The organism is Bradyrhizobium sediminis (assembly GCF_018736085.1).
In the GTDB taxonomy this organism is placed as follows: Bacteria; Pseudomonadota; Alphaproteobacteria; order Rhizobiales; family Xanthobacteraceae; genus Bradyrhizobium; species Bradyrhizobium sediminis.
The window spans coordinates 3,179,994-3,193,315 of the sequence record NZ_CP076134.1; the positions used below are offsets into that span (position 1 = coordinate 3,179,994).

Here is a 13,322-nt window from a genome sequence, read left to right on the forward strand (position 1 = left end):
GCCGGATATCGTCGGCGCCCCGGTCACGCCACGCGATGTCCTTCGCGCCAGACGCTGCGCACCACCGGGACATCGCGGGCGACATGGACGCGGATCAAATCGGCGCGCTTGCCGGCCGCGATCTCGCCCCGGTCGGCAAGACCGACCGCTTCGGCTGGCGTCTTGGTGACGGTGCGGACCGCGGAGGCCAGATCGATGTCGGGCACGCGCTGCGGCAATTGCAGCGCCGCCATCAAGAGGCTCGAAGGGATGTAATCGGAGGACAGGATGTCCAGCAGTCCCTCGCGGGCGAGATCGACCGCGGCGATATTGCCGGAATGCGAGCCGCCGCGCACCACGTTGGGCGCCCCCATCAGGATGCCGATGCCGGCCTGGTGCAGACCGCGCGCGGCTTCCATGGTGGTCGGAAATTCCGCCACCGAAACGCGATCCCTGATGGCATCGGTGACATTTTCCTCGGTGGTGTCGTCGTGACTGGCGAGCGGGATCTCGTACTGATGCGCCAGCGCCACGATCTCCCGCATGTTGGTCGCAGCATAGGCCTTCTGATAGGCAAACCGCCGTTCGAACAGCGTGTCGAGTTCGGCGTCGGTCATGCCGGCGCCTTTGCCGCGGTAATAGTCGCGCAGCTTGCCTTCGTCGCGAAATTGGCGTTGTCCGGGCGTGTGATCCATCAGCGACATCAAGCGGATGTCCGGCCGCCCGATCAGTTCCTTGGCTTCCTCGACCACATCCGGCATCGGGATCTCGCAGCGCAGATGCAGGAAATGATCCGCGCGCAGCAAATTGGCGTCACGCGCCGCCGTGATCGCCCCGGCCAGCACGCCTGCCCTGCCGTCGACGTCCTCGGCGCCGTCTTCGCGCCAGACCCGCAACGAATCGAGCACCGTGGTGATGCCCGATGTCGCCAGCTGACCATCATAGGAGACGACGGCTGCGATCGGATCCCAGAACACCTTTGGCCGCGGCACATAATGCGCTTCCAGATGATCGGTGTGCAGCTCGATCAGGCCGGGCATGATCAGGTCGCCGCCGGCGTCCTCGCTGCCCGCCTGGGCGTTGCCCTCGCCGAACTCCGCGATACGGCCGTCGGCAAAGGCGACCCAGCCGCGCTCGATCACGCGGTCCGCCAGTACGATCCTGGCGTTGCCAATAACGGTTTCGGAACCGGTCGAATTCATGTCAATTGTCTTTCCTATGCCGCTGATGCAAACGACGTCACGTCGACGATCCGGTCGGCGATCAGATGGCGGATCTCGTCGTCATGGACGATGGCGACCATGGCCACATGGGCTCGCTTCTTCTGGTCGATCAGATCCACCACCACGGCGCGGTTAGCCGCATCGAGCGAGGCGGTCGGCTCGTCCAGCAGCAGGATCGGCAGCTCGGAGATGAAGCCGCGCGCGATATTAACGCGCTGCTGCTCGCCGCCGGAAAAGGTCGAAGGCGGCAGCGCCCACAGCCGTTCCGGAATGTTGAGACGGCGCAGCAACTGCCCTGCCCGCTCGCGCGCCTCGGCCCGCGCCGTTCCCGTCGCAATCAGCGGCTCGGCGACGACGTCGATGGTTGCCACCCGCGGCACCGCGCGCAGGAATTGGCTGACATAGCCGATGGTGTCGCGGCGCACGCCAAGCACCTGCCGCGGCTCGGCCCTGGCGAGATCGACCACGCCGCCCCGGTGGCGGATGCCGATGCGGCCGCCATCGCAGCGGTAATTGCCGAAGATCATCTTCAGGATCGAGGACTTGCCGGCGCCCGAGGGGCCGGACAGCACCACGCACTCGCCGGGCTCGACCCGAAACGAGACTCCGCGCACGACTGGAAGCTGCACGCCACCCTGCAAATGCATGGTGAAGGTCTTTTCGGCATTGCTGATATCGATCATCGCAGTCATTAATGCACGCTCATGCCGGTAGAATCGAGGAAACGAGCAACTGGGTATAGGGCTCACGGGGATCGTCAAGCACCTGATCGGTCAAGCCGGTCTCGATCACGCGACCGCCCTTCATCACCATCACCCGGTGCGACAGCAGCCGCGCGACGGCGAGATCATGGGTGACCACGATTGCCGCCAATCCGAGTTCGCTCACCAGATTGCGCATCAAATCGAGCAGCCGCGCCTGGACCGACACGTCGAGGCCGCCAGTCGGTTCATCCATGAAGACGAGCCGCGGCTCGGTCACCAGATTGCGCGCAATCTGCAGCCGTTGCCGCATGCCGCCGGAATAAGTCCGCGGCGCATCGTCGATGCGCGCGGTGTCGATCTCGACACGCTCGAGCCAGGATGACGCGGTGTCGCGGATGCGGCCGTAGTGATTCCAGCCTACCGCCATCAGCCGCTCGCCGACATTGGCGCCGGCCGATACCCCCATCCGCAGTCCCAGCGCCGGATCCTGGTGCACAAAGCCCCAGTCGGTGCGAAACAGGAACCGGCGCTCGGCTTCGCCCAGCGCCGCCAGATCGCGCATCACCCCGTCGCGCATCCGGTACGACACCCGCCCCGCACTGGGCGCGAGCTGCGCCGACAGCAGTTGCAGCAGCGTCGACTTGCCCGATCCGGATTCGCCGACGATCGCCAGCACCTCGCCGGGGTAAAGCGCAAAGGACACGTCACGGCAGGCGGCCAGCCGGCCATAGTCCTTGCCGAGGCCCTCGGCCATCAGCAACGGCCGGTCATTGTCCTGCCCGGCGATTTCAGCCTCAGCCATGCGCGCTCTCCTTGTGCGGCGGCGCGCTCTCGCTGCCGCGGCGCCCCTGGGCCTGGCGAGTCTCGCAATAATCGGTGTCCGAACAGACGAACATCCGGCCGCCCTCGTCGTCGGTGACGATTTCATCGAGATAGGAATCATCGGCCCCGCACAACGCGCAAGGCGCGTCGAAGCGGTAGCGCGTGAACGGGTGATCCTCGAAGTCGAGCGAGGTGACCTGCGTGTGGGGCGGAATCGCATAGATACGCTTTTCACGGCCGGCGCCGAACAGCTGCAGCGCCGGGCAATTGTCCATCTTCGGATTGTCGAATTTCGGCGTCGGTGACGGATCCATCACGTAACGGGCGTTGACCTTCACCGGATAGGCATAGGAGGTGGCGATGTGCCCGAAGCGGGCGATGTCCTCATAGAGCTTGACGTGCATCAGGCCGTATTCGCCGAGCGCGTGCATACGCCGGGTCTCGGTCTCGCGCGGCTCCAGGAAGCGCAGCGGTTCCGGGATCGGCACCTGATAGACCAGCACCTGTCCGCCATGCAGCGGCGCTTCGGGAATACGATGCCGGGTCTGGATCACGGTGGCCTCCGGCGTGGACGTCGTGGTGGCGACGCCGGCGGTCCGGGCGAAAAACTTGCGGATCGAAATCGCATTGGTGGTGTCGTCGGAGCCCTGGTCGATCACCTTCAGCACATCCTGGGGCCCGAGGATCGCCGCCGTCACCTGCACGCCACCGGTGCCCCACCCATAAGGCATCGGCATTTCCCGGCTGGCGAACGGCACCTGATAACCGGGGATCGCGATCGCCTTCAGGATGGCGCGGCGGATCATCCGCTTCGTTTGTTCGTCGAGATAGGCGAAGTTGTAGGCGGGCGCGTTCATTCCGCGGCCTCCTGCATCGGCGGCAACGCTTCCGCCTCGCCGAACTCCTCCCGAAGTTTGCGCAGCAGACCGAGTTCGGACTGGAAGTCGACATAATGCGGCAGCTTGAGATGCTCGACGAAACCGGTCGCCTGCACATTGTCGGAATGCGACATCACGAACTCCTCGTCCTGGGCCGGTGCGATAATTTCCTCGTCGAGTTCGCGGGCTCGCAGGCTCCTGTCCACCAGCGCCATCGACATGGTCTTGCGCTCGCTCTGTCCGAACGCCAGCCCGTAGCCGCGCGTGAAACACGGCGCCTCGGTGGCCGAGCCCTTGAACTGGTTGACCATCTGGCACTCCGTCAGCGTGACCGCGCCGAGCGGCACGGCGAAGCCGGCATCTTCGGCCATGAACTCCACCTCGACCTCGCCGAGGCGAATTTCGCCGGCAAACGGATGGTTCCGGCCATAGCCGCGCTGCGACGAGTAGCCGAGCGCGAGCAGAAAGCCCTCATCGGCACGCGCCAGATTCTGCAGCCGCAGGTCGCGATCGGCAGGGAAACTCAGGGGCTCACGGGTGAGATCGCCGACCGCCGAGCCGGCATCGGCCCGCAGCGAAGGCTCGATCAGGCCGTCGCGGCCGAGAATGTCGGTGACGCGCGGCATCACCGCCGGCGATGCCTCCCCGGTCGCTGGCGCCTCGGGCATCGATGCCCCCGCCAGTTCCGGATCGAGCAGGCGATGGGTGTAATCGAAGGTGGGCCCGAGAATCTGGCCTCCCGGAATATCCTTGAAGGTCGAGGAAATCCGGCGGCGCACCTGCATCTGCCCGGTATCGACCGGTTCGCTCGCGCCGAAGCGCGGCAAGGTGGCGCGGAAGGCGCGAACCAGGAAGATCGCCTCGATCATGTCGCCGCGCGCCTGCTTCAGCGCCAGCGCCGCAAGCTCGCGATCATAGAGCGAGCCCTCCGTCATGATCCGATCGACGCCGAGGCTGAGTTGTCCGGATATCTGATCGAGCGAGAGTTCGGGAACGCCGCGATCGCCGCGGCGCTCATGCGCCAGCAGGCGATGGGCGTTCTCGATGGCGCGTTCGCCTCCCTTGACGGCGACATACATGCTTCAATCTCCCTTCGCGGCGACCCGCGTGGTTCGCGGTATCGCGACAATGGCATCGTCGGCCACCAGGACGACATCGATACCACGCGGAAACAGCGCAGCGTTAATGGCCAGCCGTTCGAACAGGTCCACGGGCTGCAGCGCGGCCCGCAGGATGGCGGTGCCGTCGATGCCGGGGCCGCGCAGTTCGAAGGCGGTCCCCTGCGTCAGACTTTGCACCTGCAGGATCAACGTCGTCGAACGATCGGGATACTCGGCGCTGCCAAAGGCAAAACGGTCGAGAGCCGGGAGGGCTCGTGCGTCTGCGATGAGCGCAAAACTGCAGATCGCGGAATCCGCGATCACCGGTGCGCCGGTGTGGAACCTGAGCCATTTGCCGACGTCCGATGTCTCCGACATCTGCGGATCGAGCCAGAGCGGCGTATCGTGATCGAACAGCGTCATCGCAATCGCGGCGGTGCCGCACATCATGGCCGGCGGGGCACCGGTCACGCTCGCGATCTTGCGGACGCTGCCCGGGCGCGCCATTGCATCCATCACCGACCGAAAGATCGTTTGCGCGGACAAAACCTTGTCAGCGAAGCCCGCGGGCAGTTCGGCAACCGTCGTCATCGCTCAATCCTCACCGCGCACCAGCGTGTAGAAATCGACCCGCGTCGCCGCAGTCTCCTGCGCCTTGCGGTTGCGCTCGGAGATCATCGCCGCGCGTAACGGTGCGACCACGATTTCCTCCACGGCTCCCGCAAATTCATCCGACTGCACCAAAGCGTCGCACAGCGCGATCATCTGCGCCTTCTGCCTGTTGCGGCCGAGCACATAGCCAAACCCCACCTCGCCGGTCGAAAGCCGCACCGCGGCGCGCGAGACCGTGGCCTCGCCGAGATTGAACGGCGCACCGTCGCCGCCGATCCGGCCGCGCAGCATCACGAGGCCATTCTCCGGCTCGCGCAGGGTTTCGTAGGCCGGCGCCGCGACCGCGTCGAGACAACGGGCAATCTCCGCCGCATCGGAATTCGCCAGCACCGTCATAGCCGCCTTGCGTTGCGCCTGTTTGCCGTTTTCGCCCGCTGCGGTCATGCCAGCCTTGCCGGAATCAAGTTGTCTATGTTAATAGACAACTTGATAGCCAGGCGCCATGACTGTTTCGTGACAGCGGGATGATTTTTCCGATGCCCTTCCCCAACCTTCCCAAGCCATGACCATACAGGACGCGGCCTCCGGGGTGGCGCTGTGGCGGCAGGTCGCCGACGGCATCGAGCGCGGCATCGCCGATGGCAGCTTTGCCTCCGGCGAACGGCTGCCGGGCGAAATGGAAATCGCCGAGACCTATCGCGTCAACCGCCACACCGTGCGCCGGGCGCTGGCGGCCCTGGCCGAACGCGGCCTGGTGCGCGCCGAGCGCGGCAGCGGCACTTACGTCGAAGCGCCACGCATGGCCTATCCGCTGCGCCCGCGCACCCGGTTCTCCGAGATCGTCGGCGCCGGCGGCCGCGAGCCGCGCGGCCAGTTGATCGGCGCATCCGAAGAGCCCGCGACGCGCGAGCTGGCTCGCCAGTTAGGCGTGAAGACCGGCGCGCCGCTGATCCGGATCGAGGCGCTGCGGCTCGCCGACCGCACGCCGATCTGCGTCGGCACCACCTGGCTTGCTGCGGAGCGCTTCCCCGACGCCGGGCGGATCTATGAGCGCGTGCGCTCGACGACGAAGCTGCTGGCGCATTATGGTATCCGCGACTATCGCAGGGCCTCGACCCGCGTCGCAGCCGCCATTGTCGACGCCACCGACGCTATCCGGCTCGATCTTGCACTCGGACGCCCCGTTCTGGTGGTCGACAGCGTTGACGTCAATGCCGACGGCAAGCCGCTCCTGACGACGCACGCGCGCTTTGCCGCCGAGCGGATCGAGTTCGTGGTCGAGAACGGCTAGTCCGGCTCCGAAACCTTACGCGATTGCCCGCTGTCCGATGATCGCGAAACGGAGTTGCGACGACCCCCAGTCGATGATCGCTACCGTGATCAGTATCATGATGATCAGGAACGCAACATGGTCCCAGTTTTGCTGACCAATTTCATTCGAAAGGTAGAGACCGATTCCGCCAGCGCCGACGATACCAATAACGGTCGCGGAACGAGTGTTCGATTCGAAGTAGTAGAGCACCTGACTGAGGATGACCGGCAGCACCTGAGGAACGATGCCAAATCGAATCTGATGGAGCGCCGAGCCTCCCGTCGAAGTCACACCGTCAATTGGCTTGGTGTCGGCCGTCTCGATGGCCTCGGAAAACAGCTTGCCGAATGAGCCAATGTCGGACATCGCGACCGCCAGAATTCCGGCGAACGGTCCGAGCCCGACCACATTGATGAAGATCAGCGCCCAAATCAACGTGTCGACACCGCGTATCGAATCGAGAAACCGACGCGACAAGAAATGAACGGCTCGCTGCGCGACAACATTCTTGGCGGCAATGAAGGCGAGCGGGAATGCTATCACGGCCGCTAGCATCGTTCCAAGAAGAGCAATCGCCAGGGTCTCGGCGAGGCCCTTCAGATAGAGGTGAAGCAGGTTGCCCGGGGTCGGCGGAAACATCAGCCCGATGATGACGCCAAGTCGGCTTATTCCGGTTGCCAGCTTCTCGAACGAGAATCCCAGCCACATCATGCCGAACAGGAACAGCCCCACAAGCGCTGCAATAGTTGCGACGGTTTGTATTCGCTTCAGAGGCGACGGACTGAAAATGTCGGGATAGGCTTGCGTAAGCCGGGCCCTGTCAACTCCAGCGAGGGGGGAGGATTGCGACATCAACGATGTCCCTCAATGCCGAGAAGTCGATGGCGCAGCCGTTCGGTAAGCAGGTCGATGACGACCACCGTCGCGATGATCATCAGGAGAATTGCGCTGACGTCCGAGTAATAGAATTGCCGGATCGAGCTCAACAACTCCTTGCCGATTCCGCCGGCGCCGACGAAACCCATGACCGATGCGCCCCGCACGTTGATTTCGAATCGCAGGAGCGTGTAGCTTACAACGTTTGACAAGACCTGAGGTACCACTGCGAACCGAATTTGCTCCACCCAGCTCCCGCCTGTTGCGCGGACGCCCTCGACGGGATTCATGTCGATGTTTTCAACCACCTCGGCGAATTGCTTGCCAAGCGCTCCCACCGTGTGAATCGCGATAGCGAGCACACCGGGTACCGGGCCGAGGCCCAATGCGTAAACGAACAAGAGCGCGAAAACGATTTCCGGTACGGTGCGGCAAAACTCCAGCAAGCGGCGCACCAAGCCGCGCGCCAGCGCATTCTTCATCAGGTTTGCGCTCGCAAAGAAACAAAGCGCAAAGCCGATCGTTGCGCCGAGAAACGTTCCGACATAGGCAACAAGGAGCGTTTCGGCCAGAAGCCGGAGCCAGCCGTCCAAATTCCAGAACCACTCGGTAAAGTCGGCGCTGAAATGCGAAGGCCGCAACTTGGGCAGGATGTCGTAGAGATAGCTCCAAAATCTCGGAAGCCCTTCGGCAAATTTGCGCAGATCAACCTCACCGCCCCAAGCAGCGAGCGCGGCAGCCACGGCGACAGCAAGCGCGAAGACCACTGCACGACGGCGCTTTGCGGCCACAGCCGCGCCGTACTGGCCGAGGAGTGCAGCGGTCTGCTGGTCGGGAAGGCGGTGAAGATGACTCGTCAACGTTCGACTGGCTCGCATAAGCGATGGATAATGAGCAAACAAGTGGCGGCGGCGGCCTGCAATGGAGCGCCGCCGCCAATGAGTTTTCGCCTCAGGACGCCTTCTTCTTCCGTTGCTCGTCGAGCCAGAGATTCATTTTGACCGACTCTTGGTAGTCTTTCGCAGTTACCTCGACGAACCCGCGATCCTTGCCGTCGGACAGCTTGGCAAACGCCTCCTTGTCCTTTTGCGGTGCTTCAACGAAGGCTTTCGCAATCGCCTTCTTGAGATCGTCCGGCATGTCGTTCAGATAGGCAAAGGGCGACCCCGGCAGAAGCGGCGATTTCCATGCAATGCGGAAGTCTTCCTTTTTCATGAGCGACCCGTCCGGCCTTTTCACCATGCCCTTGTTGAGCATGCGCGTCAGGTTCGAATCATCCTCCGAGTTCCACCAGTTGACGGCGGCGTCAACCGTCCCGGCGGCCAGCGCGAGCACGGCATTCTCGTGACTTCCGGTGGTCTGACCGACCTTGAAGTACTTGTCGATCGGGAAGCCCTGCTGCGTCAGGAAGAAATTGGGCGCCTTGAATCCAGATGTGGATTCCACGTCGACAAAGCCGAGTTTGGTTCCTTTCAGATCTTCAATCGATTTGTAGGCACTGTCGGCCCGAACGTACATTACCGAGTAATAGCCGATTGAACCGTCGCTGTTCTGCGTCGTGACGAACGGCACAACATTACCGGCCGAGACGGTGTTCGCGCGCGCATACGAGCCGGGCCCATAGAATCCGATGTGAATTTGCTTGTTCTTTTGGCCTTCGATGACCGCCGTGTAGTCACTGGCAACCCGCAAAGTCACTTTTACGCCCAGTTCCTTGGAGAGATAATTGACGAACGGGGTAAAGCGATCCAGCGTCCCGGTTGCATTTTCGGCAGGAACGAGTGCGAAGACCAACTCAGGGTACTTGTCCTTCCAGGACTGGGCCAGGGCCGGGGTCGTCATTGCGAGACCGACCGTCAAGACGAGAAGGCTGCGGCGCGTTATCATCGATTTCTCCCTCTATGATTCTGAAAAACACTCGGCGGATTGAATGACAGTGAGATGACGCGAAGTTAGTTACCCTTGTGCTTTCGCTGTGCGTCCAGCCATAAGTTCATCTTGACCGATTCAACGTAGTCTTCCTTGGATACCCGGGCGAAATTCTCAACCTTACCGTCGGTCAGGGCATCGAACGCTGCCTTGTTCTTCTTCGGGGCATCAACAAATGCCTGAACAATAGCCGTCTTCAACTCTTCAGGCATATCGGCAAGAAGCGCGAAAGGAGAGCCCGGCAGCAATGGCGACTTCCAGATGATGCGAAAATCGGACGGCGTCATCGGAGCGCCGTCAGCCTTCTTCAGCATTCCCTTGGTGAGCATGCGCATCAAATTCGAGTCGTTTTCGCCATTCCACCAATTGACCGCCGCATCAACGGTCCCGCCCGCAAGTGCAAATATCGCGTTCTCGTGGCTGCCTGTTGGCTGCGCCAGCTTGAAGTGCTTCTCGATCGGGAAACCCTGGTCCGCCAGAAAGAACGTCGGCGCCTTGAAGCCCGATGTGGATTCCACATCCACGAGCCCTAACGTCTTTCCCTTTAGGTCGGCGATCGACTTGTACTCACTGTCGGCGCGCACATACATCACCGAATAATATCCGATCACGCCGCCGGAATTGCGCAACGTCGCAAAGGGGATGACGTTGCCGTTGGACACAGCGTTGGCCCGCGCATAGGAGCCGGGCCCGTACTGACCAATGTGGATCTGGCGGTTCTTCTGGCCCTCGATTACCGCGGTGTAGTCGTTGGCAACGCGCAGGGTCACCTTCACGCCGAGTTCTCGGGTCAAATAGTCGGCAAATGGTCCAACACGCGCCAAAACTCCCGTGGCATTTTCGGCAGGAACCAGAGCCATCACCAGTTCCGGATACTTTGTCTTCCACTCCTGCGCCGACGCGGCGGAGGCGGAGAACGCCAGCGCCGCGGCGCCGGCGAGAATGAGGCGGCGATTGATCATGACGTCCCCTGCGTTACTAAGCGTTGCCCGTGGCGCCCTACGGACGCGGATGCTCAGGCCGCGGCGGCGGTGCCGAGAGCCGGAATGGTGGAATCAACGGGCGCCTGGCTTGGAGCGACGCCCATCACCTCATCCGCCTCGAGATCGTAAAGCTCGCGCGCGATCCGATCGGTCAGCGCCGCGGGCGCGCCGTCGAATACGATCCGCCCCGACGCCATGCCGATCAGGCGGTCGCAGTAGCTGCGCGCCAGATCGAGCGAGTGCAGATTGCAGACCACCGTGATACCGAAGTGCTTGTTGATGCGCAGCAGCGCGTCCATCACGATCCGCGTGTTGCGAGGATCGAGCGAAGCGATCGGCTCGTCGGCGAGTATCATCGAGGGCTGCTGAACCAGTGCGCGCGCAATCGCGACGCGCTGCTGCTGGCCGCCCGAGAGCTGATCGGCGCGCTGCGCCGCAATCGAAGCCATATCGAATTGCTCGAGCGCCGACATCGCAATTGCCTTGTCGTGATCGGGCCACAGCTGCGCCAGCGAACGCCATGCCGGCACCGTTGCGAGCCTACCCATCAGCACGTTGGTCAGCACGTCGAGACGGCCGACCAGATTGAACTGCTGGAAAATCATCGCCGACCGCGCGCGCCATTGCCGCAGATCCCTGCCGCGCAGCGCGGTGACGTCGACGCCCTCGAACAGAATGCGTCCTTCGGACGGCTCGGCGAGGCGATTGATCATCCGCAGCAGCGTCGACTTGCCGGCCCCGGAACGGCCGATCACACCGACGAAGCCGCCGGGCGCAATCGAGAACGACGCATTGTCGACCGCCGCCTTCGTACCGAAACGGCACGTCAGACCTTCCACCACCAGCATGCAATGCTCCAATGCCCTTAGCTGGCACCAGCGCTAGCGCCTGAATTCAACAGTTGTGTGACAGTCGCGCCGCGGCGCACTCGCCATCCACAGCCATGCCGGCCGTCACTCGATCGTCATGACACTGTCATTAAGCCCATCGATGACGTGCGGGCTTCTCAATCAATCCGCTTCGCCCTTGGGAATCCCGCATGACCGGCAAAATGCTCTCGGTTGAACCGACGATTGATCCCACTGCGACACTGCACGAGACAAAGCTCGGCGCCTATTGCGAGGTCGGCGCCCGCACGATCCTGCATGAAGTGGCGATGGACGACTATTCGTATGTCGTGAACGATGCCCAGATCACCTACACGACGATCGGGAAATTCTGCTCGATCGCGGCAATGACGCGGATCAACCCGGGCAATCACCCCATGCAGCGGGCTTCGCAGGCCCACTTCACCTATCGCGCCAGCGCCTATTTCCCCGGCGAAAGCGACGATGCGGAATTCTTCGAATGGCGGCGCGGGCATCATGTCCATATCGGCCATGACGTCTGGATCGGGCACGGCGCCATCGTGCTGCCGGGCCGCAACGTCGGCACCGGCGCCGTGGTCGCCGCCGGTGCGATCGTGACCAAGGACGTGCCGGCCTACACCATCGTTGCCGGAAATCCGGCGCGGATCATCAAGCGGCGGTTTCCGGAAGATGTCACCAGCCGGCTGGCGGACCTCGCCTGGTGGGACTGGGACCATGAAACCCTGCGCCGCGCCCTGCCCGACTTCCGCAAACTGGCCGTCGAGGATTTTCTCGGGAAGTATGAGGCTGCGGCGATCTCCGGGCGTTCGCACGCGAGACAGCGAAGCGCCGCGTCATGACCAGTATATCGATCGAAGGCGGCCGGGCGCTGCTCGGCGGAAAGTTTGTCGATACCACGTTGCGGATCTCCGGGCGCGACATCACCGCTCTGGATTCGGCACCGCAACGAGGCACCTTCGGCATCGATGCCAGCGGCCTGAAGGTGCTGCCGGGCATCATCGACCTGCACGGCGATGCGTTCGAGCGCCAGATGATGCCGCGGCCCGGCGTCGACTTTCCCGTCGACGTGGCGCTGGCCGACAGCGACCGGCAGGCGATCGCAAGCGGCATCACGACCGTCTTTCATGCCGCGACCTGGTCCTGGGAGCCGGGCCTGCGCAGCGCTAACAACGCCCGACAGTTGCTCGAAGCCATCGAGGCGCTGAGGCCGCAACTCGCGGCGGACACCCGCTTCCACCTGCGCCACGAGACCTACAATCTCGATGCCGAAGCCGAGATCGGCCAATGGCTGTCCGGCGGCAGGATCGATCTGTTTGCGTTCAACGACCACATGGATTCGACGGTCGCCAACCTTGCCAAGCCGCAGAAGCGAAGCCGCATGGTCGAACGCACCGGCCTTTCGAGCGAGGCATTCGATTCGTTGGTCGAGCGCGTCGTTTCCCGCAGTCACGACGTCCCGGCGTCGATCTCGCGGCTGGCGAAGGCGGCGCGCGGCGCCGACGTCCGAATGCTGTCGCATGACGACGAGAGCCCGGCAATGCGCAGGGCATTTCGGTCCCAAGGCGTCAGCATCGCCGAATTTCCGGTCAACGAGGAAACCGCGCGCGAGGCGGCCGAAGCCGGCGACTTCATCGTGTTCGGCGCGCCCAATGTCGTGCGTGGGGGCAGCCATACCGGCTGGACCAAAGCCGCCGACATGGTCGCCAAAGGCTTATGCTCGGTGCTCGCCTCCGACTACTACTATCCGGCGCAGCTATTGGCCGCGTTCCGCCTCGCCGCCGACGGCGTGCTGCCGCTTGCCGACGCCTGGCACCTGATATCGGCGGGCCCGGCCAACGCCGCGGGCCTCACCGATCGCGGCGTTCTCGCGGAAGGCCGGCGCGCCGACATCATCCTCGTCGATGACGAGGCGCCGCTGCGACCGCGCATCGTCGGCGTCCTCGCTGCGGGCCGGGTGGTTCATCTCACGGAAGCCGACCGCTTGACCCGGTTCACGACCGTCCCGCGCAAGGCGGTTGCAGCCGCGTGAAGCGAC

15 protein-coding genes are annotated in these 13,322 nt (G+C 63.4%); 3 read left to right on the forward strand and 12 right to left on the reverse strand.

The features are described from left to right. Nucleotides 1-23 precede the first annotated feature (23 nt). Genes KMZ29_RS15405 through phnG form a run of 7 tightly spaced genes read right to left on the reverse strand, consistent with a single transcriptional unit; the run spans nt 24 to nt 5,762 of the window. On the reverse strand, nt 24-1,181 hold the full coding sequence (locus tag KMZ29_RS15405) for an alpha-D-ribose 1-methylphosphonate 5-triphosphate diphosphatase (RefSeq protein WP_215620054.1): 1,158 nt from the start codon (nt 1,179-1,181) through the stop codon (nt 24-26). A gap of 14 nt (nt 1,182-1,195) precedes the next feature. After that, entirely contained in the window at nt 1,196-1,894 is a 699-nt protein-coding gene (phnL, locus tag KMZ29_RS15410; protein WP_215620055.1) for a phosphonate C-P lyase system protein PhnL, read from the reverse strand. Nucleotides 1,895-1,904: 10 nt separating this feature from the next. After that, nucleotides 1,905-2,708 carry a phosphonate C-P lyase system protein PhnK gene (gene phnK, locus KMZ29_RS15415; protein WP_215620056.1) on the reverse strand — a complete coding sequence of 268 codons (804 nt, stop codon included), beginning with the start codon at nt 2,706-2,708 and terminating at the stop codon, nt 1,905-1,907. Beyond that, nucleotides 2,701-3,585 (reverse strand): alpha-D-ribose 1-methylphosphonate 5-phosphate C-P-lyase PhnJ, encoded by an 885-nt coding sequence (locus KMZ29_RS15420; RefSeq protein WP_215620057.1) that lies wholly within the window; start codon nt 3,583-3,585, stop codon nt 2,701-2,703. Before KMZ29_RS15420 ends, phnK begins: the two co-directional genes overlap by 8 nt. Beyond that, entirely contained in the window at nt 3,582-4,685 is a 1,104-nt protein-coding gene (locus tag KMZ29_RS15425; RefSeq protein WP_215620058.1) for a carbon-phosphorus lyase complex subunit, read from the reverse strand. The genes KMZ29_RS15420 and KMZ29_RS15425 overlap by 4 nt, the downstream gene beginning before the upstream one ends. A 3-nt stretch (nt 4,686-4,688) precedes the next feature. Continuing rightward, complete coding sequence (gene phnH, locus KMZ29_RS15430; protein ID WP_215620059.1) at nt 4,689-5,297, reverse strand: phosphonate C-P lyase system protein PhnH; 609 nt, start codon at nt 5,295-5,297, stop codon at nt 4,689-4,691. A gap of 3 nt (nt 5,298-5,300) precedes the next feature. Beyond that, entirely contained in the window at nt 5,301-5,762 is a 462-nt protein-coding gene (gene phnG, locus KMZ29_RS15435) for a phosphonate C-P lyase system protein PhnG (RefSeq protein ID WP_215620060.1), read from the reverse strand. A gap of 118 nt (nt 5,763-5,880) precedes the next feature. Here phnG and phnF point away from each other — a divergent pair, with 118 nt between their 5' ends. Then, entirely contained in the window at nt 5,881-6,609 is a 729-nt protein-coding gene (gene phnF / locus KMZ29_RS15440; RefSeq protein WP_215620061.1) for a phosphonate metabolism transcriptional regulator PhnF, read from the forward strand. Nucleotides 6,610-6,624: 15 nt separating this feature from the next. Here phnF and phnE (KMZ29_RS15445) read toward each other — a convergent pair whose 3' ends face one another. The 5 genes from phnE (KMZ29_RS15445) to phnC form a co-directional block, all read right to left on the reverse strand. Continuing rightward, nucleotides 6,625-7,482 (reverse strand): phosphonate ABC transporter, permease protein PhnE, encoded by an 858-nt coding sequence (phnE, locus tag KMZ29_RS15445; RefSeq protein WP_215620062.1) that lies wholly within the window; start codon nt 7,480-7,482, stop codon nt 6,625-6,627. Next, complete coding sequence (gene phnE / locus KMZ29_RS15450) at nt 7,482-8,366, reverse strand: phosphonate ABC transporter, permease protein PhnE (RefSeq protein WP_249779702.1); 885 nt, start codon at nt 8,364-8,366, stop codon at nt 7,482-7,484. Before phnE (KMZ29_RS15450) ends, phnE (KMZ29_RS15445) begins: the two co-directional genes overlap by 1 nt. Before the next feature lie 91 nt (nt 8,367-8,457). Then, the gene (gene phnD / locus KMZ29_RS15455) at nt 8,458-9,393 is read right to left on the reverse strand and encodes a phosphonate ABC transporter substrate-binding protein (RefSeq protein ID WP_215620063.1); all 936 of its coding nucleotides are present in this window, start codon (nt 9,391-9,393) and stop codon (nt 8,458-8,460) included. Between the two features lie 65 nt (nt 9,394-9,458). Next, on the reverse strand, nt 9,459-10,397 hold the full coding sequence (gene phnD / locus KMZ29_RS15460) for a phosphonate ABC transporter substrate-binding protein (RefSeq protein ID WP_215620064.1): 939 nt from the start codon (nt 10,395-10,397) through the stop codon (nt 9,459-9,461). A gap of 53 nt (nt 10,398-10,450) precedes the next feature. After that, nucleotides 10,451-11,266 carry a phosphonate ABC transporter ATP-binding protein gene (phnC, locus tag KMZ29_RS15465; protein WP_215620065.1) on the reverse strand — a complete coding sequence of 272 codons (816 nt, stop codon included), beginning with the start codon at nt 11,264-11,266 and terminating at the stop codon, nt 10,451-10,453. A gap of 191 nt (nt 11,267-11,457) precedes the next feature. Between phnC and KMZ29_RS15470 the strand changes: the two genes are divergently transcribed. Further along, the gene (locus KMZ29_RS15470) at nt 11,458-12,126 is read left to right on the forward strand and encodes a transferase hexapeptide repeat family protein (RefSeq protein WP_215620066.1); all 669 of its coding nucleotides are present in this window, start codon (nt 11,458-11,460) and stop codon (nt 12,124-12,126) included. Further along, on the forward strand, nt 12,123-13,316 hold the full coding sequence (locus KMZ29_RS15475) for an alpha-D-ribose 1-methylphosphonate 5-triphosphate diphosphatase (protein WP_215620067.1): 1,194 nt from the start codon (nt 12,123-12,125) through the stop codon (nt 13,314-13,316). The genes KMZ29_RS15470 and KMZ29_RS15475 overlap by 4 nt, the downstream gene beginning before the upstream one ends. Nucleotides 13,317-13,322 lie beyond the last annotated feature (6 nt).

Excerpts from the sequence above, each read along its gene's own strand:
- KMZ29_RS15405 (WP_215620054.1), bottom strand. The coding sequence starts at position 1,181 with ATGAATTCGACCGGTTCCGAAACCGTTATTGGCAACGCCAGGATCGTA.
- phnL (WP_215620055.1), bottom strand. The coding sequence starts at position 1,894 with ATGACTGCGATGATCGATATCAGCAATGCCGAAAAGACCTTCACCATG.
- phnK (WP_215620056.1), bottom strand. The coding sequence starts at position 2,708 with ATGGCTGAGGCTGAAATCGCCGGGCAGGACAATGACCGGCCGTTGCTG.
- KMZ29_RS15420 (WP_215620057.1), bottom strand. The coding sequence starts at position 3,585 with ATGAACGCGCCCGCCTACAACTTCGCCTATCTCGACGAACAAACGAAG.
- KMZ29_RS15425 (WP_215620058.1), bottom strand. The coding sequence starts at position 4,685 with ATGTATGTCGCCGTCAAGGGAGGCGAACGCGCCATCGAGAACGCCCAT.
- phnH (WP_215620059.1), bottom strand. The coding sequence starts at position 5,297 with ATGACGACGGTTGCCGAACTGCCCGCGGGCTTCGCTGACAAGGTTTTG.
- phnG (WP_215620060.1), bottom strand. The coding sequence starts at position 5,762 with ATGACCGCAGCGGGCGAAAACGGCAAACAGGCGCAACGCAAGGCGGCT.
- phnF (WP_215620061.1), top strand. The coding sequence starts at position 5,881 with ATGACCATACAGGACGCGGCCTCCGGGGTGGCGCTGTGGCGGCAGGTC.
- phnE (WP_215620062.1), bottom strand. The coding sequence starts at position 7,482 with ATGTCGCAATCCTCCCCCCTCGCTGGAGTTGACAGGGCCCGGCTTACG.
- phnD (WP_215620063.1), bottom strand. The coding sequence starts at position 9,393 with ATGATAACGCGCCGCAGCCTTCTCGTCTTGACGGTCGGTCTCGCAATG.
- phnD (WP_215620064.1), bottom strand. The coding sequence starts at position 10,397 with ATGATCAATCGCCGCCTCATTCTCGCCGGCGCCGCGGCGCTGGCGTTC.
- phnC (WP_215620065.1), bottom strand. The coding sequence starts at position 11,266 with ATGCTGGTGGTGGAAGGTCTGACGTGCCGTTTCGGTACGAAGGCGGCG.
- KMZ29_RS15470 (WP_215620066.1), top strand. The coding sequence starts at position 11,458 with ATGACCGGCAAAATGCTCTCGGTTGAACCGACGATTGATCCCACTGCG.
- KMZ29_RS15475 (WP_215620067.1), top strand. The coding sequence starts at position 12,123 with ATGACCAGTATATCGATCGAAGGCGGCCGGGCGCTGCTCGGCGGAAAG.